The 25,273-nt window shown below is 66.3% G+C and carries 24 protein-coding genes and 1 tRNA gene; 6 read left to right on the top strand and 19 right to left on the bottom strand.

Annotated elements, in window-relative coordinates:
• Positions 1–19: 19 nt before the first annotated feature.
• The 3 genes from BLW40_RS13755 to BLW40_RS13745 form a co-directional block, all read right to left on the bottom strand.
• Entirely contained in the window at positions 20–937 is a 918-nt protein-coding gene (locus BLW40_RS13755; protein WP_074769534.1) for an SAM-dependent methyltransferase, read from the bottom strand.
• Entirely contained in the window at positions 934–1,965 is a 1,032-nt protein-coding gene (locus BLW40_RS13750; RefSeq protein WP_074769532.1) for an alpha/beta hydrolase, read from the bottom strand. The genes BLW40_RS13755 and BLW40_RS13750 overlap by 4 nt, the downstream gene beginning before the upstream one ends.
• 98 nt (positions 1,966–2,063) lie before the next feature.
• A complete protein-coding gene (locus tag BLW40_RS13745; RefSeq protein ID WP_280139917.1) occupies positions 2,064–4,466 on the bottom strand; it encodes a PAS domain-containing sensor histidine kinase in 2,403 nt (800 codons plus the stop codon).
• Between the two features lie 132 nt (positions 4,467–4,598).
• Here BLW40_RS13745 and BLW40_RS13740 point away from each other — a divergent pair, with 132 nt between their 5' ends.
• Entirely contained in the window at positions 4,599–5,177 is a 579-nt protein-coding gene (locus BLW40_RS13740) for a YqaA family protein (protein WP_074769530.1), read from the top strand.
• Here BLW40_RS13740 and BLW40_RS13735 read toward each other — a convergent pair.
• The 14 genes from BLW40_RS13735 to BLW40_RS13670 form a co-directional block, all read right to left on the bottom strand.
• Positions 5,172–6,500: a CCA tRNA nucleotidyltransferase gene (locus BLW40_RS13735; protein ID WP_074769528.1), complete on the bottom strand. Its 1,329-nt coding sequence runs from the start codon at positions 6,498–6,500 to the stop codon at positions 5,172–5,174. The genes BLW40_RS13740 and BLW40_RS13735 overlap by 6 nt on opposite strands.
• Entirely contained in the window at positions 6,487–7,098 is a 612-nt protein-coding gene (locus BLW40_RS13730; RefSeq protein ID WP_425283720.1) for a CoA pyrophosphatase, read from the bottom strand. Before BLW40_RS13730 ends, BLW40_RS13735 begins: the two co-directional genes overlap by 14 nt.
• Positions 7,095–7,631 (bottom strand): DUF1285 domain-containing protein, encoded by a 537-nt coding sequence (locus BLW40_RS13725; RefSeq protein ID WP_074769657.1) that lies wholly within the window; start codon positions 7,629–7,631, stop codon positions 7,095–7,097. The genes BLW40_RS13730 and BLW40_RS13725 overlap by 4 nt, the downstream gene beginning before the upstream one ends.
• Positions 7,632–7,895: 264 nt before the next feature.
• Complete coding sequence (locus BLW40_RS13720; RefSeq protein WP_074769524.1) at positions 7,896–9,743, bottom strand: phosphoenolpyruvate carboxykinase (GTP); 1,848 nt, start codon at positions 9,741–9,743, stop codon at positions 7,896–7,898.
• 337 nt (positions 9,744–10,080) lie between these two features.
• Positions 10,081–10,302, bottom strand: a complete 222-nt coding sequence (locus tag BLW40_RS13715; RefSeq protein WP_074769522.1) for a hypothetical protein — start codon at positions 10,300–10,302, stop codon at positions 10,081–10,083.
• A 60-nt stretch (positions 10,303–10,362) separates the two neighbouring features.
• Positions 10,363–11,220: a DUF4743 domain-containing protein gene (locus BLW40_RS13710; RefSeq protein ID WP_074769520.1), complete on the bottom strand. Its 858-nt coding sequence runs from the start codon at positions 11,218–11,220 to the stop codon at positions 10,363–10,365.
• A 57-nt stretch (positions 11,221–11,277) separates the two neighbouring features.
• Positions 11,278–11,973, bottom strand: coding sequence for an RluA family pseudouridine synthase (locus BLW40_RS13705; protein ID WP_074769519.1), 696 nt, complete (start codon positions 11,971–11,973; stop codon positions 11,278–11,280).
• A gap of 76 nt (positions 11,974–12,049) precedes the next feature.
• A tRNA-Leu gene (locus tag BLW40_RS13700) sits at positions 12,050–12,136 on the bottom strand.
• Between the two features lie 98 nt (positions 12,137–12,234).
• The gene (locus tag BLW40_RS17810) at positions 12,235–13,932 is read right to left on the bottom strand and encodes a methyl-accepting chemotaxis protein (protein ID WP_074769517.1); all 1,698 of its coding nucleotides are present in this window, start codon (positions 13,930–13,932) and stop codon (positions 12,235–12,237) included.
• 106 nt (positions 13,933–14,038) lie between these two features.
• Positions 14,039–14,500, bottom strand: a complete 462-nt coding sequence (locus BLW40_RS13690; protein WP_074769515.1) for a cache domain-containing protein — start codon at positions 14,498–14,500, stop codon at positions 14,039–14,041.
• A 582-nt stretch (positions 14,501–15,082) separates the two neighbouring features.
• The gene (locus BLW40_RS13685) at positions 15,083–15,544 is read right to left on the bottom strand and encodes a hypothetical protein (RefSeq protein WP_074769513.1); all 462 of its coding nucleotides are present in this window, start codon (positions 15,542–15,544) and stop codon (positions 15,083–15,085) included.
• Between the two features lie 105 nt (positions 15,545–15,649).
• Positions 15,650–16,309, bottom strand: coding sequence for a class I SAM-dependent methyltransferase (locus BLW40_RS13680; RefSeq protein ID WP_074769511.1), 660 nt, complete (start codon positions 16,307–16,309; stop codon positions 15,650–15,652).
• Between the two features lie 110 nt (positions 16,310–16,419).
• Entirely contained in the window at positions 16,420–17,334 is a 915-nt protein-coding gene (gene ubiA / locus BLW40_RS13675) for a 4-hydroxybenzoate octaprenyltransferase (protein WP_074769509.1), read from the bottom strand.
• Positions 17,334–19,031: an EAL domain-containing protein gene (locus BLW40_RS13670; RefSeq protein WP_074769507.1), complete on the bottom strand. Its 1,698-nt coding sequence runs from the start codon at positions 19,029–19,031 to the stop codon at positions 17,334–17,336. Before BLW40_RS13670 ends, ubiA begins: the two co-directional genes overlap by 1 nt.
• Positions 19,032–19,165: 134 nt before the next feature.
• Between BLW40_RS13670 and BLW40_RS13665 the strand changes: the two genes are divergently transcribed.
• Positions 19,166–19,630 carry a MarR family winged helix-turn-helix transcriptional regulator gene (locus BLW40_RS13665; RefSeq protein ID WP_074769505.1) on the top strand — a complete coding sequence of 155 codons (465 nt, stop codon included), beginning with the start codon at positions 19,166–19,168 and terminating at the stop codon, positions 19,628–19,630.
• Positions 19,631–19,696: 66 nt separating this feature from the next.
• Here BLW40_RS13665 and ctrA read toward each other — a convergent pair whose 3' ends face one another.
• Positions 19,697–20,428, bottom strand: a complete 732-nt coding sequence (gene ctrA, locus BLW40_RS13660; protein ID WP_074769655.1) for a response regulator transcription factor CtrA — start codon at positions 20,426–20,428, stop codon at positions 19,697–19,699.
• A 108-nt stretch (positions 20,429–20,536) separates the two neighbouring features.
• Between ctrA and fliI the strand changes: the two genes are divergently transcribed.
• Together fliI and BLW40_RS13650 are read left to right on the top strand one after the other, a co-directional pair.
• Positions 20,537–21,898: a flagellar protein export ATPase FliI gene (gene fliI, locus BLW40_RS13655; RefSeq protein ID WP_139305602.1), complete on the top strand. Its 1,362-nt coding sequence runs from the start codon at positions 20,537–20,539 to the stop codon at positions 21,896–21,898.
• 3 nt (positions 21,899–21,901) lie between these two features.
• Positions 21,902–22,342 carry a hypothetical protein gene (locus BLW40_RS13650; RefSeq protein WP_074769503.1) on the top strand — a complete coding sequence of 147 codons (441 nt, stop codon included), beginning with the start codon at positions 21,902–21,904 and terminating at the stop codon, positions 22,340–22,342.
• 49 nt (positions 22,343–22,391) lie between these two features.
• Here the strand turns inward: BLW40_RS13650 and BLW40_RS13645 are convergent, their stop codons facing one another.
• Positions 22,392–23,054 (bottom strand): response regulator, encoded by a 663-nt coding sequence (locus tag BLW40_RS13645; RefSeq protein ID WP_074769501.1) that lies wholly within the window; start codon positions 23,052–23,054, stop codon positions 22,392–22,394.
• Positions 23,055–23,326: 272 nt separating this feature from the next.
• Here BLW40_RS13645 and BLW40_RS13640 point away from each other — a divergent pair, with 272 nt between their 5' ends.
• A complete protein-coding gene (locus BLW40_RS13640) occupies positions 23,327–24,403 on the top strand; it encodes a quinone-dependent dihydroorotate dehydrogenase (protein ID WP_074769499.1) in 1,077 nt (358 codons plus the stop codon).
• Positions 24,400–25,266, top strand: coding sequence for a TIGR01459 family HAD-type hydrolase (locus BLW40_RS13635; RefSeq protein ID WP_074769497.1), 867 nt, complete (start codon positions 24,400–24,402; stop codon positions 25,264–25,266). The genes BLW40_RS13640 and BLW40_RS13635 overlap by 4 nt, the downstream gene beginning before the upstream one ends.
• Positions 25,267–25,273 lie beyond the last annotated feature (7 nt).

Genomic DNA, 25,273 nt, shown 5'->3' with positions numbered 1-25,273 from the left:
CCTAGGCAAGGCGATTGGTCTAGGGCTGCCCGTCTTCCGCGATCAGCATCCAGGTCAGTTCGTGCTTGTTATGCGAGAGATGGAGCAGCCGCGACCCCGGCACCGCGGCAAAGCGGGCGGCGACGGCATGGTCGGTTTCGCCCTGGAATTTCAGGGTACAGATGAAATTGCGCGCCAGCCCGGATTCGCGCCAGCGCTCGACCAGCCGCAACAGCCGCTCGGGGTAACAGATCACGTCCGAACACAGCCAATCGATTGGACCGATCGCGGCGGGGTCAAGGCCGAAGGCGCTTTCCTGGCGGCAGGTGACGGTCGGCAGCGCCGCGATCGAGGGAGCCAGCGGCGCCTTGTCGATCGCGATCACATTTGCCCCGCCCGAGGCCAACACCCAGGTCCAGCCGCCGGGGCTGGCGCCCAGATCAAGGCAGACCTCGCCCGGACCGGGCCGCCGCCCGGCCAGGGTCAGCGCCTCCCACAGCTTCAGATAGGCGCGGTTGGGCGGCAGGGCGCGGTCTTCGACAAAGCCCACCTCGCCATTGGGAAAGCGGCTGGAACAATCCGCCGCCGCCAGCAGCCGCCCCTCGTCGAGCCAGACGAACGAACCGAGCGGCGCGGCCGGCGCAAGCTGGCCGAATTCGAGCGGCTTGGCCGAGACCTTGGGCAGCTTCTCGACCAGCAATCCGGTCCGGCGGTGGAGATGAAAGGCATAGGGCCACCAATTGCGCTGGATCGCCCGCAGCGCCTTGGCCGCCGCCCCGATCGACCCGGCCTCGATCTCGACCGGATCGCGCCAGATGTTGAGCGCCCAGGCGGCGGGCCGCGCCGGGCCGGGGGCCAGCATCAACCGTCCGTATTCGGCGGCGACATCGCCCAGTTCGGCGCGCAGATCGGCCTCGAATCCCGGCGCGGCAAGATAGGCGGTAACGGGGGAACTCACCGGATGGGGTCTTCGAGAAATTGTTGAACCGCGCTATAGAGCTGGACCCGGTTGCTTTCGAACAGAGCGGCATGGGTGGCGCCGCCGACCATCACATAGCGTTTGAACGGCGAGCGGGTCAGATGGTTGAACAGCGCCATCCCCATCGCCGGAGGAGCCTCGGAATCCCACTCACCCTGGATCACCAGGGCGGGGACCGACAGCCGCTCGGGGTTCCAGCGCGGCTTGCCCGCCGCCCAATAGCGCATCGTGTCGAGCACCACCCCGTTGGGAGCCCGCACCGTTCCCGGCGCGGGGGGAGCGGGATCGCTGGCCAGCGTCGCCTTCAGCCACTCCAGGAACACCGCCTTGGGCAACACGCTGTCGCGGCGGTCGGCCGGAACCGATTTCAGCCAGATATCGCGGGCGTCGCGGGGGTCGATCTGGCGCCAGGCCGGGACGCGGGCGATCTCGGCCTCGGAGGGCGCCGGACCCTCGCGCAGCCATTGCGGCGCATAGAGCACCAGCCGTTCGACCCGGTCGGGCAGTTGGGTCGCATAAAGACCGGCGACGGTCGCGCCCCATGACCAGCCGATCAGCACCACCTTCGACACGCCCCGGCGCGACGCGATGAAATCGACGGCGCGGGTGACATCCTCGACCGCCTGGGCGGTATCGACCACCGGACGGTTGGCCTCGGCGGCCTGGGACATCTCGGGCGGGCGGCCCGAGCGGCCATAGCCCCGGAGATCAAGGCTGTAGACGTCATAGCCGCGTGCCGCCAGCCAGTCCATCCAGCTCCGCCCCTCGATCGGCAGATCGAACGCGGTGTGGGCCGGATAGGAGGCGCCGTGGAGGAACAGCACCGTCTTCTCCGCTTTCGCCTCGACCGTGCCGTCGCGGTGCTTGTTGCGGAGATAAAGGTCGATCCCCGACTGGGACGACGAAACCGAAAAAGTCTCGACGACGACATCGGCCGCCAGGACCGGCGGAACCAGGGCCAGCCAGACCAGCAGAAACAGACCCAGGAACTGCGCCGGATGCCTCATCGTCCTTGTTACCTTCACGCGAGAGGGTGTGCGCCGCATGATGGCCGCACCGAGACGGAGTGAAAACCCCCCCTGGACTTTTAGTATAAGTTATATCGTCATGCCGCCGTACCGGTGGGCAACCGGACCGTGACGACGCTGCCGTCGGCGGCGGTGAAGGCGGATTCGACCCGGCCGCCATGGCGCTCGACAAAGCGTTCGACCAGGGCCAGACCGGGACCGGCCTCGGCCATCGGCTCGGACGCCCCGTCGCTGACGATAAAGGCGATTTCGGCGGGACGGCGTTCGGCCCGCACCGCGATCCGCCCCCCCGGCGGTGCGCGCTTGATCGCGGTGCCGATCAGGTTGAACAGAACCTGCTTCAGCCGCCGCTCGTCGGCGACCAGCCAGCCGATATCGAGCGGACAATCGAGATCGAGCGCCAGCTTCTTTTCCCGCAGCCGCTCGCGCGCCAGCCCCAGCACCGCCGTCAGCAACGGATGGATATCGACGGTGTCGAGTTCCAGCGTCATCTGCCCGGCCTCGATCGCGGCAAGGTCAAGGATGTCGGCGATCAACGTCTCCAGCCCGTGCCCGGCATCGACGATGCCGCGCACGTAATCCTTCTGCCGCTCGACCAACGGGCCGACATATTCGGCCGCCAGCATCTCGGCAAAGCCGATCAGCGCGGTCAGCGGCTGGCGCACCTCGGCCGAGACATTGGCGATGAATTCGCTTTTCAGCCGGTCGGCGGCGGCCAGCGCCTCGTTGCGCTCGCGTAAGGCCCGCTCGACCCGCACCGAATCGGTGACGTCGAGACAGGTCAGCAGCATCGCCCCGTCGGGCAGCGGCACCGAGGCGTAATCGACGACGGTGTCGTCCTGTCGCTCCAGCCGTCCGGCGCGCGGCACCCGGTCGCGGAACAGCGCCAGCAGCCGTTCGTGCACCGCCGGCCAGTCCGAGGCGCGGTCCGGGCGGCCCTCGAAATAGCCCCCCAGCGCCGCGATCAGGTCGGACAGATGCGGCTCGGCCCCCAGTTCGGCGGGGTCGAGCGCCCAAATCCGGGCGAAGGCGGGGTTGGACAGGCTCAGCCGTCCGTCGCCGCGAAACACCGCCACCCCTTCATGGAGATGGTCGAGGGTTTCCCGCTGCACCGCCAACACGGTGTTGAACGAGCGTTCCAGCGCCAGGGTGTCGGTGACGTCCTCGATGGTGAAGATCAGCCCGCCATGGGGGTGGGCCGAGATCATCTGGCGCAGGGTGCGGCCGTCGGGCAGATGCAGCAGGGTTTCGTCGGCGTCGATCAGCGAGACGAAACGCTTCAGCTCGCTGTCCTTGTAGGCGCGGAAATCGGCGACCTCGGGCAGCAGGCGGCGCTCGCGCAGGGCGTCCAGCACCGCGCCCCGGGTCGGCTGGGTCGCCAGCCAGTCGCGGTCGAGCCGCCACAGCCGGGTGAACGCGGTGTTGAAAAAGGCCAGCCTTGTGTCGGGCGTGTAGATCGCGATCGCGGTGGCGAGGCGCTCCAGCACCTCGGCCTGGGCGCCGATATGGCGGTCGAGTTCGGCCTGAAGCTCCTCGATCCGGGTCAGATCGACGCAGAATCCGCCGGTCAGCAGCCCGCCTGCGACGGCGAAGGGAGATTCGGTGATCTCGGCCAGACGGCGCTGCCCACCCAGGACAAGGTGGAAGGTCTCGGCGCGCCGCTCGCCCGCAGCCCGGGCACGCGCGGCCAGGGCGCGGGCCTCGCGCACCATTGCGCCGGACGCCAGTTCGATCTGTCCCGCCACCGCCGCCGCCGCCGCGTCGGCTTCGACCGCCTCGGCATAGGCGCGGTTGACCTGAACCAACGACAGATCGTCGTCGCGCACCCATACCGGCATCGGCGCGGCATCAATCAGCCCCTCCAGCCGCTCGCGGGCGGCGGTGGCGACGCTCAGTTGCCGGGTCAGATCGGCCAGCGCCGACGCCGCCTCGGTGACGTCCTGGACCCACACCAGCGCCCCTGCCGCCGCCTCGTCGCCGTCGGGAGCGTCGGCCCGCACCCCCACCGCCCGTACCCGGCGCGACCCGTCATGCAGCGCCAGTTCGAGGTCGAAGCCCTCGCCCTCGCCACGCAGTCGCGCCACCGCCGCGTCCAGCCGGGCGGCATCGACGGCGGCAAAGGCTTCCAGCATCTCGGCGAACCCGGCCTCGGTGCCGCGCGCCAGCCCCAGCAGCACCGCCAGACGGCGCGAACAGATCTCGCCCCCCGCGATCCAGCCATAGAACCCGTCGGGTGCCGCCTGAAGCCCGCGGCGCAGCCGCTCGGACTCGAGCCCGGCCGTCTCTGCCACCCGCCGTGCCGCCCTCAGCCGCCAGCGCAGCCAGCCCATCCCAGCCAAAGCCGGAACGGCCAGACCCGCCCCCACCGCCAGCGACAGCGGATCGAGCCCGGCGGCCAGCTCGGCCAGGATCGCCGGGTCCGCCGCCACCGCCGATCCCGCGACCAGCATCGTCATTCCCGCCGCGACCGCAGCGCGCATTGAATCAAGCCTCCCCTGATACCGGCAAGGGTGCCGGGCCGCAGGCAAAAAGACAAGGCCGCTCGGTCGGCCGGTGTTGCCGTCCCCGGCCCCGACTGGTAAGACCGGCACTCTCCCTCAAGAGGTGATGTGATGTTGAAGGCTATGTATAACCAGATGATGGCCAAGGCGTCCCATCGCCACGCTCTCTGGTGGCTGGCAGCGGTATCGTTCATCGAAAGCTCGGTCTTTCCGATTCCGCCCGACATCATGTTGATTCCGATGGTGCTGGCCGCGCCGACTCAATGGTGGCGGATCGCCCTGGTTTGCACGATTTCCTCGGTTCTGGGCGGTTATCTCGGCTATGCCATCGGCTATTTCGCGATGGATACGATCGGCGCCGCGATTTTGTCGGCCTTCCATCTGACCGACAAATTTTACGCCTTGAAGCCGATCATCGACGAATGGGGGGTGTGGTTCATCATCGTCAAGGGGATGACTCCGATCCCCTACAAGCTGGTGACAATCACCGCCGGGGCGTTCGATTTCGATCTGGCCCACTTCACCTTTGCCTCGATCGTCGCCCGTGGGATGCGGTTCTTCCTGGTCGCGGCGCTGCTGTGGCGCTTTGGCCCGCCGATCCGCGATTTCGTCGAAAAGCGGCTGACCCTGGTCACCACCCTTTTCATCGTGCTGTTGATCGGCGGCTTCGTCGCGCTGAAATTCCTATAACGATCCCGCCACCGCCCGCCGCGCCGCCTCCAGGCACTCGTCCCGCGTCGGGCGGAAATCCTTGTCCTCCCACCATTGGTCGAGGCGGGCGAGCATAATCCCGACCTCCGGCCCGGCCGGGACACCCAGCGCCAGCAGGTCGCGCCCCCGCAGCGGCAACGCGACCGGCTCCCAGGCGGCGGCCTGATCGAGCAGGGCGACCCAGCCCGAACTATCGACCGGATCGGCATGGACCAACCCGATCCGGTGCCGCGCCCAGGCCAGCAACACCAGATCGCGGACCAGATCGCGCCCCAGGTGGCGAAGCGCCCGACGCCGGGCGGCGGGCTCAAGGGCGGGCGTCATCGCGACCATTGGGGCGGCCAGCGCCACCAGCCGGTCGCGGTCGGCTCCCGATAGTTTCAGCCGGGCCGCGACCGCCCGCGCCGCCGCCGGGTCCGGCCCCAGCAGCGCCGCCAGCCGCCGCAGCGGATCGGGGCGGATGTCGGGGCGGACCAGCCCGCGCCGCTCCAGCCAGGCCAGTTGGCGCAGCCGGGTGATGTCCTCGCCCTCGGGCAGGATCACCGCCAGCACCCCCACTCCCTGCATCACCAGCAGGATCGTCGCCGGATCGTCGGCCCCCAGCAGCCGCAACAATTCGGCGGCGACCCGCTCGCCCGACAGATCGGCCAGACGCGGCGCCATCTGACGGCAGGCGGCCAGAGCGGCGGGGTCGCAGGCGGCGCCCCGGCCATAAAAGGCGTGAAAGCGGAAAAAGCGCAGCAACCGCAGCGTGTCTTCCTCGATCCGCCGCAGCGGATTGCCGACGAAGCAGACCCGCCCCGCGCCCAGATCGGCCAGACCGTTGAACGGATCGAAGATGCGGCCCGCCGGATCGGCCGACAGGGCGTTGATGGTGAAGTCGCGCCGGGCGGCATCGGCGACCCAATCGTCGGTGAAGGCGACCTGGGCGTGGCGGCCGTCGGTGGCGACGTCGCGGCGCAGGGTGGTGATCTCGAAGTGGGCATCGCCGATCAAAGCGGTGACGGTGCCGTGCGCCAGCCCGGTCGGAATCGCCCGGATCCCGGCATCGTCGAGCAGGGCCAGCACCCGTTCGGGCGGATCGGGGGTGGCGATGTCGATATCGTGGACCGGACGATTGCGCACCGAATCGCGAACACAGCCGCCGACGAAGCGCACCGGGGCACCGTCGGCGGAAAGCGCCGCGATCACCGCGCGGGTCTCCTCCGCCTGCATCCAGTCCTGCGGCGACAATTGGCCGATCGGCTCGGCCAGGGAGCGTAAGGACGGCCCCTCCGACGGGACCGGGTCAGCCGCCACCATCCGCCAGCACCTCGGACAGATTGACCAGCATTCCGGCGGTTGCGCCCCAGATCAGGGACTCGCCCCAATTCATCGCCCAGAACGACCGGCTCCGCCCGCCATCGACGCAGACATGATGGCGATGATTGGCGGGGTCGAGGATGAAGGCCAGCGGCACCTCGAACACGTCGGCGACCTCGAACGGATCGGGGACCAGGGTGAAGGGCGGGCGGACCAGCCCGACCACCGGGGTAATCAGAAAGCCGGTGCCGGTGACATAGCGGTCGAGCCGACCCAGCACGCGGACGCGCTCGGCATCGAGCCCGACTTCCTCGGTGGTTTCGCGCAGGGCGCAAACGACCGGGTCGCCCGCGTCCTCGGGGTCGAACCGACCGCCGGGAAAGCTGATCTGGCCGGGATGGTTGACCAGATGCTGGGTACGCCTGGTCAGCAGCACGGTCATCTCGCCGGGGCGATCGACCAGCGGCACCAGCACCGCCGCCGGAACCGGGGCGGTCGGAGAGTCAGGGGCAAGCGGAGAAGCGGAAAATTCGACGTCACCGCGCAGGGCGGTGCCATCGCGCCGGGCCAGACGTCCGGCAATCGTTTCGGCGGTCAACCGGGATGATCGTCCAGCCGTCCCAGCGGAAAGAACGTCCCTCTGCTCCATAAGCCATGAACCCTTTCACCTCCCAGGTCTTCCTCCCACCCCCGGGCCACCAAATCATAATACACGGATCGGGTCAGCCGCGCTTCCAGTCCGTCGCCGACCAGGACATAGGGCGACGGCTCGCCGGTCTCGGGATTTTCGACCACCCGCAACGGATGGTCGGCATCCAGGGTGACGATCGCATCGACATTGGTGCGAAACGAGATCGTCGCCTCGCGGCCGCAGCCGCAGACGAACATCTCGACGGCAAGAAAGGGAACGTCCTCGACCTCGATCCGTCCCACCTCGTCTGGCGTCGCCAGCAGATAGCCGCCGTCCTCGGCCCGGCACATCATCCCGGCGAACAGGCAGACCATCTCGCGCCGCGCGATCGGTGAGCCGTGATAGAACCATCGTCCTTGGCGGTCGATGCAGATGCCAAGGTCGCCGCAATCGGCGGCTCCTCGACAAGACGTGTCAACGGTCTGGGAAACAGGTGCCAACAGCCGCTCCTTGCGCCCGTTCCGTGCGATCACGGGCGCTCTGATCCAGAGTTGTCTCACGCCGCATCCGTCGGGAAACGGCCCAAGGAGGGGGGACCGACGGAAACCCGCCGCCGTCCATTATCAAAACGTATATTGGGACGCTTGTCGCTACAGCAAAGCCCCCGGTCGCGGTCAGAACGGGGAGTACACCAAAAAGAAGGGGTCGGAAGCGATTGCTTCCGACCCCTTCCCTGAATAATTGCAGCAGCCTGACGGCGGGGTCTATTCGACCTCGCTGGCCAGCTCCCACACCGCCGGAGCGCGCCACAGGCGAGACTTCAGCATCTCGCGCTCGAACAGCATCTCCTTCGGCACGCGGTCCAGGAACTTGTCGAACAAATCTTCCTGGCTGCGGGCGTCGGCGACACCGGCCTCGCGGTCGATCCGCATCAGTTCCTTGAAGGTCTCGCTCGAATAATCGAGGCCGGACCATTCGATGTCCTGATAGGTCGGGACCAAGCCGATCGGGCATTCGACGGCGCGGGCGCGGCCATGGACGCGATCGACGATCCACTTCAGCACGCGCATGTTCTCGCCATAGCCCGGCCACATGAACTTGCCATCGGCACCCTTGCGGAACCAATTGACGCGGAAGATCGGCGGCGGGTTCTTCACCGCACGGCCCATGTTGAGCCAATGGTTGAAGTAATCGGCCATGTTGTAGCCGCAGAACGGCAGCATGGCGAAGGGATCGCGGCGGATGGCGGCCTGGCCGACGGCGGCGGCGGTCGCTTCCGACCCCATCGTCGCACCGAGATAGACGCCATGGGCCCAATTGAAGGCCTGGGTCACCAGCGGGGCGTTCTTCGACAGACGGCCACCGACGATGAAGGCCGAAATCGGCACGCCAGCCGGGTTCTCCCACGCGGGATCGACGCTCGGGCACTGATTGACCGGAGCGGTGAAGCGGGCGTTGGGATGGGCCGCCGGGCTTTCGCTGGCCGGAGTCCAATCATTGCCGCGCCAATCGATCAGATGGGCCGGGGGCTCTTCGCTCAAGCCTTCCCACCACACGTCGCCATCGTCGGTCAGACCGACATTGGTGAAGATCGAGTTGCTGGCGCAGGCGGCGATGGCGCTCGGGTTGGTCTTGGCCCCGGTGCCGGGGGCAACGCCGAAGAAACCGGCCTCGGGATTGATGGCATGGAAGCGGCCATCGGTGCCGGGCTTGATCCAGGCGATGTCGTCGCCGACGGTCCAGATCTTCCAGCCGTTGAAACCCTTCGGCGGGACCAGCATCGCGAAGTTGGTCTTGCCGCAAGCCGACGGGAAGGCGGCGGCGACATAGGTCTTTTCACCCTCGGGATTCTCGACGCCGACGATCAGCATGTGCTCGGCCAGCCAGCCTTCGTCACGCGCCATCACCGAGGCGATGCGCAGCGCGAAGCACTTCTTGCCCAGCAGGGCGTTGCCGCCGTAGCCCGAACCGAACGACCAGATCTGGCGCTCTTCGGGGAAGTGGGTGATGTGGATGTTTTCCGGGTTGCACGGCCACGGCACATCGGCCTGACCGGGGCTGAGCGGCTGACCGACCGAGTGGAGGCAACGGACGAACTCGCCATCGGTGCCGAGCAGGTCGAGCACCGCCTTGCCCGTGCGGGTCATGATCCGCATGTTGGTGGCGACATAGGGGCTGTCGGTGATCTCGACGCCGATATGGGCGATGGACGAGCCGAGCGGACCCATCGAGAACGGCACCACGTACATGGTGCGGCCCTGCATGCAGCCATCGTACAGCGGCCGCATCCGGGCCTTCATTTCCTTCGGATCGACCCAATTGTTGGTCGGACCGGCATCGTTGCGATTCAAGGAGCAAATAAAAGTTCGGTCCTCGACCCGGGCAACGTCTCGGGGGTCGGAGCGCGACAGATAGCTGTTGGGGCGCAGATCCGGATTGAGCCGGATCATCGTGCCACTCGCGACCATTTTCGCGCACAGGGCATCGTACTCGGCCTGGGAGCCGTCACAGATGTGAATACTGTCGGGACGGCACAAAAGCGCCATCTCTTCAATCCACCCCAGCAACTTGGTATTTGTCGTCAATCCGCTGGGAATCCCTGGTCCGCTCATCTGATCCCGTCTCCCTGACTTGATATGACGGACGGCCGCCGTGCCGCCGCCTCTAAAGAGGTGCGACCATAGACCCGCGACGCCTTTGGAGCAATGACTTTGGATCGCAAAATCAACCCGAACGAGGGAAAGAACACCCACCCTTTCTTACCGCAGCGCACAAGAATAACCACTGTTCGTTGGCAGGATGGAGGGAAGGCCAAACACGGCGGCACCACAGCCCCCCTCAACAGGGTCAAGGGGGCACAACCAATCAGCGATCAAAAGGTCGAATTAAGTAAAAATACGCAGGCGCAGATACAGGGGAAATAAACGCCTCAGCCGGCACGGTCATTTTTTATTGCCGCAACCGCCAGTCCGGACAAGTCGTTTCCTCGGATTCCTCCGGCTCGAAATCCGGGGCAGCGGGAGAAGACGCAGCCGCCGCCTCCCAGCCGCGCACCCGTCCATCCGCCCCCGACCAGACCGGAGCCGAGGAGGATCGCGGCGCGACGACGGCCGACCCGACCAGCATGGCGCCGAACCCCAACGCGACACACAGAGCGAACAACAGACGCATCGGCGCCGTCTCCCCCCATCGGCCCGGACTGGGATCGGATCGTCCGTCCCGCCCCTGCGGTCAGCCCTCGCCGCGCCTCAGACCGGCAATCAGGTCAAGATAGGCCGGTTCAGTATCGGGCGACAAATAGCCGTGGCGGATCAGAAAGTCGATGATGACCAGATTGACGTTGAATTTGAACCGGTTGGTGTCGCGGACCAATCGGGCCACCTCGACCACCGACATCAGGGTGAATTCGTCGATCTCGCCGTCGGTGTTGCGGGGCACGAACGCGTCCGGAAGCTCAAGATCGTAGCAATACATCACGTCGGGCTTCAGGCCCCATTCGTCTTCCATGCAATAGGACACCGCCCCGACCGGACGGGCGGTGGCGGCCAGAGCGGGGGGAACGTCGGCCTCTTCCGCCGCTTCCTTCAGCAGATTGTCGAACAGGGTCAACCCGGACGGCTGGCCTCCGGCGACCATGTTGTCGAGTGCCCCCGGCGCAACGCTCTTGTCGGCGGCGCGGCGGCCGATCCACAGAAACTCGCCCTCGGGACGGCGGACGATGCCGTTGACGTGCACCCCAAAGGCGCGGATGCCGAACAGGCTGACGACACCGCGATCAATGCTCATCAGCGGCGCCGCACCGAACTGGACCGCCACCCGGTACATCTCGCCCCGCAGGGCGGGGGTACCCCAGTCGCGATTGAGGTCGGCGGCGACCTCATTGACCGCCAGGGTGCGCTCGTCCGGGCTGGCCAGCAGCGGATGCAGCGTTACCCCGTCGCGGTTGACCCGGAACACTTCCGGATACTGCGCCAGCCGATGGGCGACGTCGTGGCGAATCCGCCCGATCACGGCACCGTCGACCACGAAGGGACGAAACCGCGACAGGTCATGTCGGTTACACGCAATGATATGATCGAAATAGGCCATCGGTCGCGTCTCCCCCCCCAAATGATCTGGAAAGAGTCCCCCCGCCGCGAACGGGTGTCAAGGCAGGGCGGCCCCCGGCGCACCGCATAGCTCCAGTGCAGCGCGCAGGGCCATCGGCGGCACGCAGTGGGCTTCGATCGGCGGACGCGAGGGGGACAGCGGCGGAATCGTCACCGCGCGCGAGTGCAGATGCAGCGGAACCGACGGAGCGGGATCGAGGCCGTGGACGGCATCGCCCAGCAACGGACAGCCGAGATGAGCGGCATGGGCGCGGATCTGGTGGGTTCGCCCGGTGCGCGGCCGCCACTCGACCCAGCACAGGCCGCCACCCTGGCCCAGCACCACCCAATCGGTCACCGCGCGTTGCCCGGCGGGATCGACCCGGACCCGCCAGCCCCGCCCCGGCTCGGACAGTTTCAGCAAGGGCGCCTCGATCCGGCCGCGCGGCTGCGGCGGCAGGCCGACACAGACCGACCAATAGACCTTCTCGATCCGGTGGGTCTCGAACATCCGCCCCAGCCGCTTCAGCGCCTTGTCGTGGCGGCCGAGGATCAGGCAACCCGAGGTGTCGCGGTCGAGCCGGTGGGCCAGACGCGGGTTCTGGCTCCAGCCAAAGCGCAACGGATCGAGATAAAGCTCAAGATGATCGGTGGTCCCCGGACCGGCATGGACCGCCAGCCCGGCCGGCTTGTCGAGCACGATCACGTCCTGATCGCGGTACAACACTCGGGCAAGGATTTCGTCGGGGGTCAACAGCGCCTCCGCGCAAAGGGTCCGCCGGAAACGACAAGGCCCGCCGGGGCGAACCGGCGGGCCTGGGGTCGTAAGGTGGTGCGGCCAAGAAGACTCGAACTTCCACGGGAGTTACCCCACAAGCACCTCAAGCTTGCGCGTCTACCAATTCCGCCATGGCCGCAAACCCTGGCTCCCTCCGGACCTGTGCCGTCGGGGAGACAGGGGAATAGCAAATCGGCCGGGACGAATCAAGCCCGCGTTCTCACCGGGCGCGATTTATCAGCGCACCGACCGCATTTCCGAGACGAATCCTTCGACCAGTTCCTTCAGATGGGTCGATTCACGGGTCAGCGCTCCGGCGGAATCCAGCACTTTGGTCGAGGCTTGCCCGGATTCGGCGGCAGCCTGGGTGACGCGGCCGATCGTCTCGCTGACCTGACCGGTGCCGACCGCCGCCTGCTGGATATTGCGGGCGATCTCGGCGGTGGCCGCCGATTGCTCTTCGACGGCGGCGGCGATCGCCCCGGCGATCCCGTTGATCTCCTGAATCCGGGCGACGATCGTGGCGATGTCGGCGACCACCCGTTCGGTCGCGCCCTGAACCGCGCCGATCTGGGTCGAAATCTCCTCGGTCGCCCGTGCCGTCTGGTTGGCGAGGTTCTTGACCTCGTTGGCGACGACGGCAAAGCCCTTGCCCGCCTCGCCCGCCCGCGCCGCCTCGATCGTCGCGTTGAGCGCGAGAAGGTTGGTCTGCGAGGCGATATCGCTGATCAGATTGACGACGTCGCCGATCCGGGTCGAACTGTCCGACAGCCCGCGCACGGTCGAATCCGTCCGTTCCGCTTCGGTGGCGGCGGTCCCGGCGATCCGTGACGATTGCTCGACCTGACGGGCAATCTCGGCGATCGAGGCCGACAATTCCTCGGCGGCGGACGCGACGGTCTGGACGCTGCCCGAGGCCTGGGTTGTCGCCTGGGCGACGATTTCGGCTTGCTGGCTGGTCTGGTTGGCCGTGTCGGCCATATGGCGGGCGGTCCCCTGCAATTCGCCGACAGCGCCTTCGACCACTCCCAGCGCCGAACCGACCTCGCGGTCGAACGTCCCGGTCAGAGCCTCGATGGCGCGGACACGATCCTCGCGCCGCTGCCGCGATGCCTCGGCCTCGGCGGAGGCACGGTCGGCCCGGATCATTCCGTCACGGAACACCTCGACGGCGCGGGCCATCTGGCCGACCTCGTCCTTTTGCTCGCGCGACGGGATCTCGAAGCTGTAATCGCGTTCGGCCAGCCGCCCCATTGATTGGGTCAAGATTTGGATCGGGCCGACGATCCGCAGGGACAGCAACAGCGCCATCACCGCCCCGACCACCACCGCCACCACCGCCAGAATGACGAAGGCGCTGCGCTCCGCTTCCATCGCGTGCGCCCCCTCGGCCAGGGTCGCGGCCCGGGCACGATCAATCGTTTCGTTCAGCGTCTTCAGGCTCTGCTCGGCCGCCTGCGAAGCGCGGTCGGTCGGCCCCATCATCGTCAAGGCGGTACCGACATCGGATTCGACCATATCGGCGACGACATGGGCGGCCTTCAAAAAGGCGACCTGCCGCTTGACCGCCTCGTCGATCAGTGCCGCATCAACCCCCAGGTCCTGCGAAGTCTGGCGCAATTGCTGAAGCGGCTGCGCCATCGCCTCCAGCCCGGCCAGCGCATCCTTCGACATCTTCGCCACCTTGGCCTCGTCGGTTTCGTTCGACGCAATGGCCAGCAGGCGGTACAGGGTCGATTTGATCCCAAGGATTTTCATGGTGAAATCGTCGATCTTGGCGACGTTTTCCACCATCGTCCGGTCGGTCTCGACCTGATTCAGCACCCCGCTTAACGTCACCGCACCATTGATCGACAGGCCGATCAGCACCAATCCGATGAAAGCGGGAGCCAGCGACACCTTGACCCGGATACTCATGTCATTGACCCAACCCATCGCAGCCTCCCACCCCAATCCATCGTCAATGAAACCGGCTCAGCAGAGCGCCCCGTGCCCCGGACGGGAGATCCCGTCCGGGGCCAAAGCCATGCCATGCCATGCGCTATTTGTAGATGCCGACGCAGACGATCTTGTCGGCCGCCGTCTCGCAATAGGTCGATTTCGGCTCGATTTTCTTCGTCGCCGGATTGGTGAATTTATAATCCTGCCAGAAAGACGGCTTGGAGCGGGCCAACTCGACCCGCTCGCGGATATAGAACTTGCCGTCGGTGTCCTGATTCTCGATCAGATCCTTGCCGACCAGCTTGGGATTGGCACCGTGGGCCAGACATTTGCCGTCCTGGCCGTACACGATGACGTAGAGATCGCGGTCGGTAAACCGGGCGTCCTTGCCGGTAAAGGCGGCAAACGCCGCATCCGGTCCCTCCTTGGCCAGAAACGCCACCGCCTTGCGGGTCATCGCGACCGCCTCGTCGGCGGTGCCCTTTTCTCCCGCCGCCAGAGCCGGCGCCGACGCCAGACCCGCCAGCACCGCCACCACAACGGCCATGCCTGAACGTCTCATCCCGAATCTCCCCTTGCCTATGCCAGACGATCGAACAGCACTGCGGCCATTCCAGTCAATATGATGTATATCTTTGGGACTGGATTCAAGGGAAGATGGGAAAACTATACCTTTACGGGTACCTTTCGGCGCACAAAAGAAAAGCGGGAGGGGGTGCCCCTCCCGCTTGATTCGACCGGTTCTGTGATAATCCCCCGAAGCGGCACCCGGCGCGGTCCATGACCGGCGGGCGCGCCCATCCCCGGCGCATCCGTAAATCGTCAGTCGTGAAAAAGTCCTTCGGCCTTTGGCCTCAGTGTACTTTTCCCCGGTTCAAAAAGAATCCCCGTGCTCAATCAAGCTTTCCGCGCGGGGATGGATTTGGTTCCCTCCGAGGCCGATGGGCGACGCCCACGGCTTCGGAGGCTGGATTTCACCAGTTTTGCGCGCTTAAGTGGCGCAAGGCTGGTGAAACGTATAACACGAAAAATGGGCGCTGGGCCGCCCCTAGCCCATTTTTCTCCTTTTAATCCAACGGGAAAAAGTACACCGAGCGACAGCGAGGGACTTTTTCACGGGAGACTAAATCAGGTATCGGCGCGATCAGCCGCCCTTGGCGAACACCGCCAACAGGATGATGACGATACCGATCACGCCCAGGATGGTCAGGCTGTTGTTCTGGAGGCTGTCGCTGCTCGACGACACCTTGCCCGAGGCGGCGCGCTCGGTGTTGCCAATCACCACTTCGGTCTTGCCGATCGAGCTGGTCTGGGAATGCTGGATCGTGGCATGGGTGCCAGCTTCGACCGCGCGGGCGGTCTGCTCGGTGAAGGAGGTCAGCGCGGCATCGAGAGCGGTCACGTCAAGCTTCTTTTCGGCGGCCTTGACCTGGACGGCGACAATCCCTTCGGCCTGCTGCTGCTTGATCTCGGAGATCTGCGTCTCGTCGAGACCGGAGAGGTCAAGCACATCGCTCTGCGCGAGATTGATCGTCTTTTCAGCCGGCAGGGCGGGCTCCTGGCTCACGCTCTGCAATTCGCGTCCGGTACCCTCAGACTCAGACATCTCGTATCCCCCGAAACCAAATGTTGCCCCGATGGACGACCCATTCGTCCATGATCGCCGGGGAGAATAGCGGAAAAGACGACGGTGGAGAAGGGCTCCCGGGGTTCATCCGGCCAGAGTATAGATCGACACCTCGCGCTGGCTGCGGTCCTCCAGTTCCAGACTGGTAACGACGCTGTAGTCGGCCAGCCGTCGCAGCCCGACGCGGGGAAGATAGGCCCGTCCGGGATCGGCCAGGATGACCCTGGCACCACTGGCGGCCAGACTTTTCAGCCACGGCCAGATGTGGGCGGTCATCGGGGCCTCGTAGCAGACGTCGCCGGCCACGACCAGATCCCAGCGGCAGGGCGACCCGACCAGATCGCCCTCGACCAGATCGACCGTGACCCCGTTCAACTCGGCATTCAGCGCGATCGCGGCACAGGCCAGCGGGTCGATCTCGGCGGCTTCGACCCGCGCCGCGCCGCACATCGCGGCGGCGATCGCCGTCACCCCCGATCCGGCGGCGAAATCGAGCACCCGCAGCCCGGCCACCTCGGCCGGATTGTCCAACACCCAGCGGGTCAACGCCTGCCCTCCGGCCCAGCAGAACGCCCAATAAGGCGGGGACACGCCGTGCGCCTCCAGCCACGCCTCGGTCGCCTCCCAGATCGGGGTGATCTCGGTGGCGCTCCACATCCGGATTTCCGGACAGGCGGGCGGGCTGGTGGGGAGGGTATGAGCGCGGATGAACGCGGCGGGATCGACCGGAAGCGGGGCCGTCACGCGGCTTCGGCCCGCCAGCGGTCGCGGATCTCAGGCGGGGACTGGGGTCGGATCGTGGGGGCTGGTTTCATCGTCGCACTATCGCACGTTGCCCCGCCCGCGCCTACCGCTTACCCCAGCCGCCCGACAACGATCGCCAGCAGCAACAGCCAGCCGAAATGACGGTTCGACTTGAATTTCGCCAGGCAATCGGACGAATCGTCGATATCGACCCGCCAGGCCTGCCACGCCAGATGAGCGGCGGCAACGCCCAGCAGCGGCCAGAACGGCCAGGACAGCCCGGCACTCCACCCGGCGGCGGCGAACAGGATCAGCGCCAGCCCGTAAAAGACCCACAGGGCGGCGACGGTGTTTTCCCCCAAGGCCAGCGCGGTCGATTTCACCCCGACCAGGATGTCGTCTTCCTTGTCCTGGTGGGCGTAGATGGTGTCGTAGCCCAGCGTCCAGAACAGTCCGGCGATATACAGCAGCACCGGGGCGAGGGTCAGATCGCCCCGCACCGCCGCCCAGCCGACCAGCGCGCCCCAATTGAAGGTCAGGCCCAGCCACGCCTGCGGCCAATAGGTGATCCGCTTCATGAAGGGATAGGGGAACACCAGCAGCAGCGAGGCGGCGCCGACCCCGATCGCGAACCAGTTCAGTTGCAGCAGCACCAGCAGCCCGACCAGCAATTGGGCGACCAGGAACAACAGGGCCTGACGCGGACTGACCGCGCCCGACGGAATCGGCCGGGCGGCGGTGCGGGCGACCTTGCCATCGAAATCGCGGTCGGCCCAATCGTTGACGGTGCACCCGGCCCCTCGCATCACCACCGCGCCGATCGCAAACAGAGCGAACAGCCAGAGATCGGGCCAGCCCTCGGCGGCCAGCGCCGCGCTCCACCAGCAGGGGAACAACAGCAGCCAGGTGCCGATCGGACGGTCGAGCCGCATCAGGCGGCAATAGGGCCGCCACGCGGCGGGAAGCCAGCGATCGATCCAACATTCGACCGGAATGTCGCCGTTGAGATTGGGGGAAGAGGTCATCACGCGCCGCCCGCTCCGCTCTTGAAGTACAACAGCCCCTTGCGCCATTCCAACGACGGCGTTTTCCAGGCGGTGCGGATGTCGTCACCGACCGGACGCTGGGGCTTGCCGAAATACCAGCCCTGACCATAGCGCACCTTCAGCAGGCGCAGCAGATTGGCGGTTTGCTGATCCTCGACATATTCGGCGGTGGTGGTGACGCCAAGATCGGTGCAAAGCTGGACGATCGCCTTGATGAACGAGACGTCCTCGTCATTGCGCATCGCGTCCTTGATATAGCTTCCGTCGATCTTGACGTTATCGACCTTCAACGCCCGCAGATAATGAAACGCGGCGTTGCCCGCGCCGAAATCGTCGATGCTGACCTCGTGCCCCATCTGGCGGATGCCCTGGATCACCTCGTTGACCGCTTTGAGGTCGAGAATTTCGGCGGATTCGGTCATCTCGAACACCAGCCGTTTGCGCAGGTCGCCGGTGGTGGCGAGAATCTCGCGCAACCGCCGCACCACCGCCGGATCGGACAACGACCGCCCCGACAGATTGACCGCAAAACGCAGCGACTCGGTGTTGGCGACGGGCGAGCGCATCATCTCGATCGCCCGCTCCAGCAGGGCGATATCAAGCATCCCGACCATGCCGACATCCTCGGCGAACGCCACCGTCTCATAAGGCGACAGATTGTCGTTGCCCTTGAAGCGGACCAGACATTCGAAATGATGAACGGCATTGGTCCACAGATCGACGATCGGCTGGAACACAAGGTCGAAGCTGCCGGTCTCGACCGTCTCGCGGACATCGTTCATCTGCCGCACCGTTTCGGACAGGCGGGGCTGGATGTCCTTCATCAGGCTGGCGAGATCGCCGCCGTTCTGAGCCTCGCGGGCAAAGCGGTTCAAGGTGTAGGTCAGCGCGCGCGCCGCCTCTTCGGGCGGAATGTCGGCGACGTCGAGCACCAGAGTGGAGACCTGGGCCGAAATCGCCGGGGCGTCGGGCAGAGCGGTTTGCGCGGCCCGCGCGATCGAATCGCTGATCGCGTCGGCCGAGACCGAGGCGGCATGCAGCACCCCGAACCGGGTGTCGCCGATCTGGCCGACGGCGTCGCCGCCGACCGACAGCGTCCGCAGCCGCTGCCCCAGTTCGGCGGCGAAGGCGGCGGACAGCCCCGTCCCGCCCGTTTCGGAATGCAACGCGGGCAGATCGGGCAGTTCGACCAGGGACAATTGATAGGGTTCGTCGGGATCGGCGCCTTCGATCAGCCGGGTCGCCATCACCTGGAAGCTGTCGCGGTCGAGCAGGTTGGTCCCCGCCAGCCGGGCCGCCGCTGGCAGCCCGCCGGGATGGCCCAGCGCCAACAGGATGTGCCCGGCGTCGCTGGGGCTGCGATAGCCCGACAAAGTCAGTTCGACCGCTTTGCCGTCGGGACGCAGCACCCGCAGCAGCGCGTTGCGGACCCGCTCGCCCTGCCCCATCTGGGCGAGGGCGCGGTCGAACACCGGCTGGTCCAAGGGATGGACGATCCGCCGCAAGGACTGGCCGACCAGCCCGCGCGCGCCGCGCCCGAACAGGGCCATCGCCGCGCCGACCGCGAACACGGTTTCCCCCCGAGCGTCAATCTCGACCAGGACGTCGGCAGCGGCGAACGCGAACGCCACATAGACATCGCTGGTGCGGCCTAGGTCTTCCCGGTTTACCGGCATCTCCCGCGTCCCAATCCCCCAAAGCCGGTTACCCTAGCTCGGATCGCGCACCCTGTCACGAGACGCGATGATGTCGGCCCCAGGATGAGAATCGGCTGTTGTCGGCCTTCGCAGAACCCCTTATAGTCTGCGCTGTGACTCAGACATATCTCGACACCATCCGCCTGATCGAAAGACTTCACCGGCATTTCCTTGATGTGCTGCGGACGGAAATGCGCCGTCTGGGCATCGAGGACATCAATGCCGTCCAGGCTCTTCTCCTCTATAATATCGGCGACAACGAAGTCGTGATCCGCGATCTGAAAGATCGCGGCTATTATCACGGGTCCAACGTCTCCTATAACATCAAGGCGCTGACCGAAAACAGCTACCTGACCCAGGAACGGTCGCCCCACGACCGCCGCTCGGTCCGCCTGCGCCTGACCGACAAGGGGCTGGCGCTGTGCACCGCGATCCGCACCCTTCAGGACGATCTGGCCACCGCGCTCGATTCCGACACCCAGGCCCCGGATCAGCTCGCCTCGACCCTCAATACCCTGCAACGGCTGGAACGGACCTGGACCGATTTCGTCCAGTACGGGCGCGTCCGCACCCTTTAATCCCGCCACGACGACAGGGATTTCCGGCCCTGAAGCCCGCCCCCACCCGCACGCCCCGCGCGGCGATCACGGATGCTGCGGCGAGCGGCCCCGGCGGGACGGCTCGGTCTCGATCCGGGGCGCGTCGGGATCGCGCAGGACATAGCCCCGCCCCCACACCGTTTCGATGCACGAGCCCCCTCCGGTCGCGACCGCAAGCTTCTTGCGCAGCTTGCAGATGAAGACGTCGATGATCTTCAGTTCGGGCTCGTCGATGCCGCCGTAAAGATGGTTGAGGAACTGTTCCTTGGTCAGGGTCTGGCCCTTGCGCAACGACAGCAATTCGAGAATGCCGTATTCCTTGGCGGTAAGGTGGAGCGGTTCGCCCCCGACCGCGACGGTACGGGCGTCGAGATTGACCGACAGCCGCCCGGTGACGATCACCGATTGGGAATGGCCGTTGAAGCGGCGGACGATTGCCTGGATCCGCGCGACCAGTTCGCCGCGATCGAACGGCTTGGTCAGGTAATCGTCGGCCCCCGAGCCCAGCCCCTTGATCTTCTTGTCGGGGTCGGTCATCCCCGACAAGATCAGCACCGGCGTCTCGATCTTGGCGGCGCGCAGACGGCGCAACACCTCATAGCCGTCCATGTCGGGCAGCAACAGATCGAGCAAGATGATGTCGTACTCGTAGAGCTTGCCGATTTCCAGCCCGTCCTCGCCCAGGGCGGTGACATCGACAACCATGCCTTCGGATCGCAGCATCGCCTCGATCGTGCGCGACATCAGCGGATCGTCCTCGACAACAAGAACTCTCATGGAACGGTCCCCGACCTTGGTGGAGTCGACTTCCACCATATTTTAACCTGAATGGCTTATCCTGGCCAGTTCGTGCCGTATCGACGTGGCACCACTTCACAGATGGGGATGAGTCCGGTGAAATTCCTGGTCCGCAATCTGATCAACGACATTGAGCGGGTGCCGGCGATCCAGGTCTATGGCCGCGTCTCCGGAGTCCAGGGACTCCTGCTCGAAGCGGGCGGCATCCAGCGCACCTTGTCGGTTGGCGACCGCTGTGCCGTGGTGGCGCGCGACGGGCGGCGGGTGATATGCGAAGTGATCGGATTCCGCCAGGGCCGCGCCTTGCTGATGCCGTTCTCGGCCATCGAAGGAATCGGTCTTGGCTGCCGCACCGAGGTCCAGGATTCCGACCCGGTGATCTTTCCCGACAATGGCTGGCTGGGCCGGGTCATCAACGGCTTTGGCGAGCCGGTCGATGGGCTGGGACCGCTGCCCAGCGGCGACACCCCCCGCCTGATCCGCACCCCGCCGCCGCCTGCCCATTCGCGCTCTCGCGTCGCGGGCAAGATTGATCTGGGGGTGCGGGCGGTCAACACCTTCCTCACCTGCTGCCGGGGCCAGCGGATGGGCATCTTCGCCGGATCGGGCGTCGGCAAATCCTCGCTGCTGTCGATGATGGCGCGCAACACCTCGGCCGACGTCTCGGTGATCGGGCTGATCGGCGAACGCGGCCGCGAGGCCCGCGAATTCATCGAGGACGATCTGGGGGTCGAGGGGCTGAAACGCGCCGTGGTGGTGGTCTCGACCTCGGACGAAAGCCCGCTGATGCGGCGCCAGGCCGCCTATGTCACCCTGACCGTCGCCGAACATTTCCGCGACCAGGGGCTCGACGTGTTGTGCATGATGGATTCGGTCACCCGCTTCGCGATGGCCCAGCGCGAGATTTCGCTGTCGGCGGGCGAGCCCCCCGCCTCGAAGGGCTATACCCCGACCGTGTTCGCCGAATTGCCCCGGCTGCTGGAACGGGCCGGTCCCGGCGCGGGCCAAGGCTCGATCACCGGACTGTTCACCGTGCTGGTCGATGCCGACGATCATAACGAGCCGATTGCCGATGCGGTGCGCGGCATTCTCGACGGCCATATCGTGCTCGACCGCTCGATCGCCGACCGTGGCCGCTATCCCGCCGTCAACATCCTGCGCAGCGTGTCGCGAACGATGCCCGCTTGCAACAACGACGAGGAAAACGCGCTGGTCCGCCGCGCCCGCTCGCTGCTCGCCACCTATGAGGACATGGCCGAATTGATCCGGCTGGGGGCCTATCGGCGCGGGACCGATCCGGCGGTCGATGAAGCGATCCACTATTACCCGCTGCTCGATTCCTTCCTGTCCCAGTTGAAAAGCGACGCCACCACCCTGCCCGATTGCTATGCCCGGCTGGCCGAGGTGCTGGAAATGCCGTTCACCGGCGACGGCATGGGGCGACGTTAAGCGATGGCCACCAAAGGTCTGGCCACCCTGATCCGGCTGTCGAAATGGACGGTCGATGACAAGCGGCGCGCCCTGACCGCGCTTCAGGCCCGCGAGGACGAGATTCTGGCCGACATCACCGCCGCCGAGGCGCAGTTGATCGCGGAGCAGCGGGCCGCCGCCGCCGATCTGACCGGGATCGGGTTCGTCTATGGGGCTTATGCCCGGTCATGGCTGAACCGCCGCGCCCAGCTCGATTCGATGCTCGAGCAGATTCGGGCCGAGATCGTCCGGGCCGGGGACGAATTGTCCGAAGCCTTCAACCAGTTGAAAACCTACGAAATCACCGAGCGCGAACGCAAACGCCGCGCCGATGAGGAACGCGACCGCAAGGAACAGGCTTTCCTCGACGAGATCGGGCTCAACATCCACCGCCGCCGGGGCCAGACCGAGCCCCCGGCGTGACGCGCCCCCGTCCGATGCGGAACCCCGTCATCGGACCGGACCGTCTGTCTTACGTGCTGAGATCGGGGCCGTTGAGGCCGAGATGCGAGGCCGCCACCACCGCACGGGTGCGGTTGTTGACGTTCAGCGCCTTCAAGATCGCGGTGACATGCAGCTTGACCGTCCCTTCGGCCAGTTCCAGCACCCGGGCGATTTCCTTGTTCGACTTGCCCTGACCGAGCAGAGCCAGCACCTCGCGCTGACGCGGGGTCAACGCCGCCAGGGCGGATTCCCCGGCCACCGGCAATCCGGCGGCATCGCTGCCCGACGGACCCTGATCGAGCAGAGCGGGCGGCAGATAGACGCCCCCCGACAGAACCAGCTTCAGCGCCGACAGCATCACCCGGCTCGACGAGGTTTTCGGGATGAACCCGGCCGCGCCCATGTTGACCGCCTGGAGAACGTGGCGACGGTCGTCAGAGGCGGAAAGAACGATCACCGGCACATCGGAGGGCAACACCTCGCGCAGTTTGGCCAGCCCGTCGCCCCAGCTCATTCCCGGCATTGCCAGATCAAGCAGGACGATTCCGATATCGGATTCGCGCTCGGCGGCGGCAATCGCCTGAGGAAAATCGCTGGCCTCGATTACGGTCGGAGGGCCTTCGAACTGGCTGAGAACATGCCGCAACCCGTCGCGAAATAATTCGTGGTCATCGGCGATAAGAATTTTCATTTCACATTCACCGTCAGTCTCTCGGTCGTCAACGCGCCCGTCTACCCCGTCGCATGGTGGCAAACCTGTGTGGGCTCCGCCACAAAAAACGCTCAAGGACATAGGGCAATCGCACTAGACGCTTAGCTCAAGCCCTTTGATTCGCCATAACACCGCCATCACGGCAAATCCGTCCGCCTTGTTTCTCCCGGGACGAGGGACGTCTGGCCTTTACCCGCGTCATCGGCTATGGTCCGCCGCCGTTACGCGCCGCCCGCCGTTCGAGGACACGAATGCCCGATCTTTTCCGCCTGGCCGGCCCTTTGCTCCGCCTGCTCGATCCCGAAACCGCCCATGGCCTGACCGTGCGCCTGCTCCAGGCCGGGCTGGTGCCCGCCCAACCGACATTCGACCCGCCCGCCCTGGCGGTTCGGCTGTGGGGACGGACCTTCCCCAACCCGGTCGGTCTGGCGGCGGGATTCGACAAGAACGCCGAGGTTCCCGACGCCATGCTGGCCCAGGGATTCGGCTTTGTCGAGATCGGATCGGTGACGCCGTTGCCGCAACCCGGCAATCCGCGCCCGCGCCTGTTCCGGCTGACCGCCGACGCCGCGATCATCAACCGGATGGGCTTCAACAACCAGGGACTCGAGGCGGTGGCGGCCCGTCTCGCTGCGCGGCGCAGCCGGGGCGGTCTGGTCGGGGCCAATCTGGGCAAGAACAAGACCACCGAGGACGCCGCCGCCGATTATGAAAAAGGCGCGGCCCGGCTGGGACCGTTGTCGGATTATCTGGTCATCAACGTCTCGTCGCCCAACACCCCCGGCCTACGGGCGTTGCAGGGACGCGACCAGCTTGAATCGCTGGTCCGCCGCACCCGCTCTGCCCTGATCCGCTCGATGCCGAAGGCGGCCCCGCCGCTGCTGCTGAAGATCGCCCCCGACCTCGCCTGGGAGGATCTGTCCGACATCGCCGCCGTCGCGCTGGCGGGCGATCTGGACGGGCTGATCGTCTCGAACACCACCGTGGCCCGTCCGGACTCGCTGCGCTCGCCCCACGCGTCCGAAACCGGCGGCCTGTCCGGGGCGCCGCTGTTCGCCTCCTCGACGGCGATGCTGCGGCGGATGTACGAGCTGACCCACGGCAAACTGCCGATCATCGGTGTCGGCGGCATCGCCTCGGGCTCGGAAGCCTATGCCAAGATTCGCGCCGGGGCGTCGCTGGTCCAGCTCTATTCGGCCCTGATCTATGGCGGCCCCGGTCTGGTCACCCAGATCAAGCGCGACATGCTGGACCTGCTCACCCGCGACGGCTTCTCCTCGATCGCCGAAGCGGTCGGGGCCGATCTGCGCGACAGCAAGCCGTCATGACCGACCTCGCCGCCGGGCTGTCGGACCTGATCGAAGGCTATGACGGACTCATCCTCGATCTGTGGGGGGTGGTCCATGACGGCGTCGCCGCCTATCCGGACGTCGCAGACTGTCTCACCGCCTTGCGCGCTGCGGGCAAGCGCACGCTGCTGCTGTCGAACGCGCCCCGCCGTTCCGCCGCGCTGATCGCCCAATTGTCGGCGATGGGGATCGACCGCGCCCTCTATGACGAGGCGCTGTCCTCGGGCGACGCAGTGCACCAGGGGCTGGAGCGGCGCGACGAGCCCGATTTCGCCGCGCTGGGACGACGGCTTTATCATCTGGGGCCGGAACGCGACCGCAACGTCTTCGACGATCTCGAATATGAGGCGGTCGAGTTGGGCGAGGCCGATTTCGTCCTCAATACCGGACCGGTCGATCTGGCGGAAAGCGCCAGCGATTACCGCCCGATCCTGACCGTCGCCCGCGCCCGCGTCCTGCCGATGATCTGCGCCAATCCCGACCGCGAGGTCATCCGCCAGGGCAAGCGGATCGTCTGCGCCGGAGCGCTGGCCGATATCTACCGCTCGTTGGGCGGCGTGGTGGTCGAGCGCGGCAAGCCCGACCCGGCGATCTACGACACCGCGCTCGAACGACTTGGCATCACCGACCGCGCCCGCGTTCTCGCCATCGGCGACGCGCTGCACACCGATATTCGCGGTGCCCGCAAGGCCGGGATCGATTCGGTACTGGTGACCGGCGGCATCCATGCCGAGGAACTGGGCATCGCCTGGGGCGACCAGCCCGATCCGGCCCGGCTCGACGCCCTGATCCGCCGCCATGGCGACCGCCCCAAGGCCGCCCTGCCGCGTCTGGTCTGGTAACATAAAC

Source organism: Magnetospirillum fulvum (assembly GCF_900108475.1).
Classification (GTDB): domain Bacteria; phylum Pseudomonadota; class Alphaproteobacteria; order Rhodospirillales; family Magnetospirillaceae; genus Phaeospirillum; species Phaeospirillum fulvum_A.
This window is presented reverse-complemented; position numbering and strand designations above follow the sequence as displayed.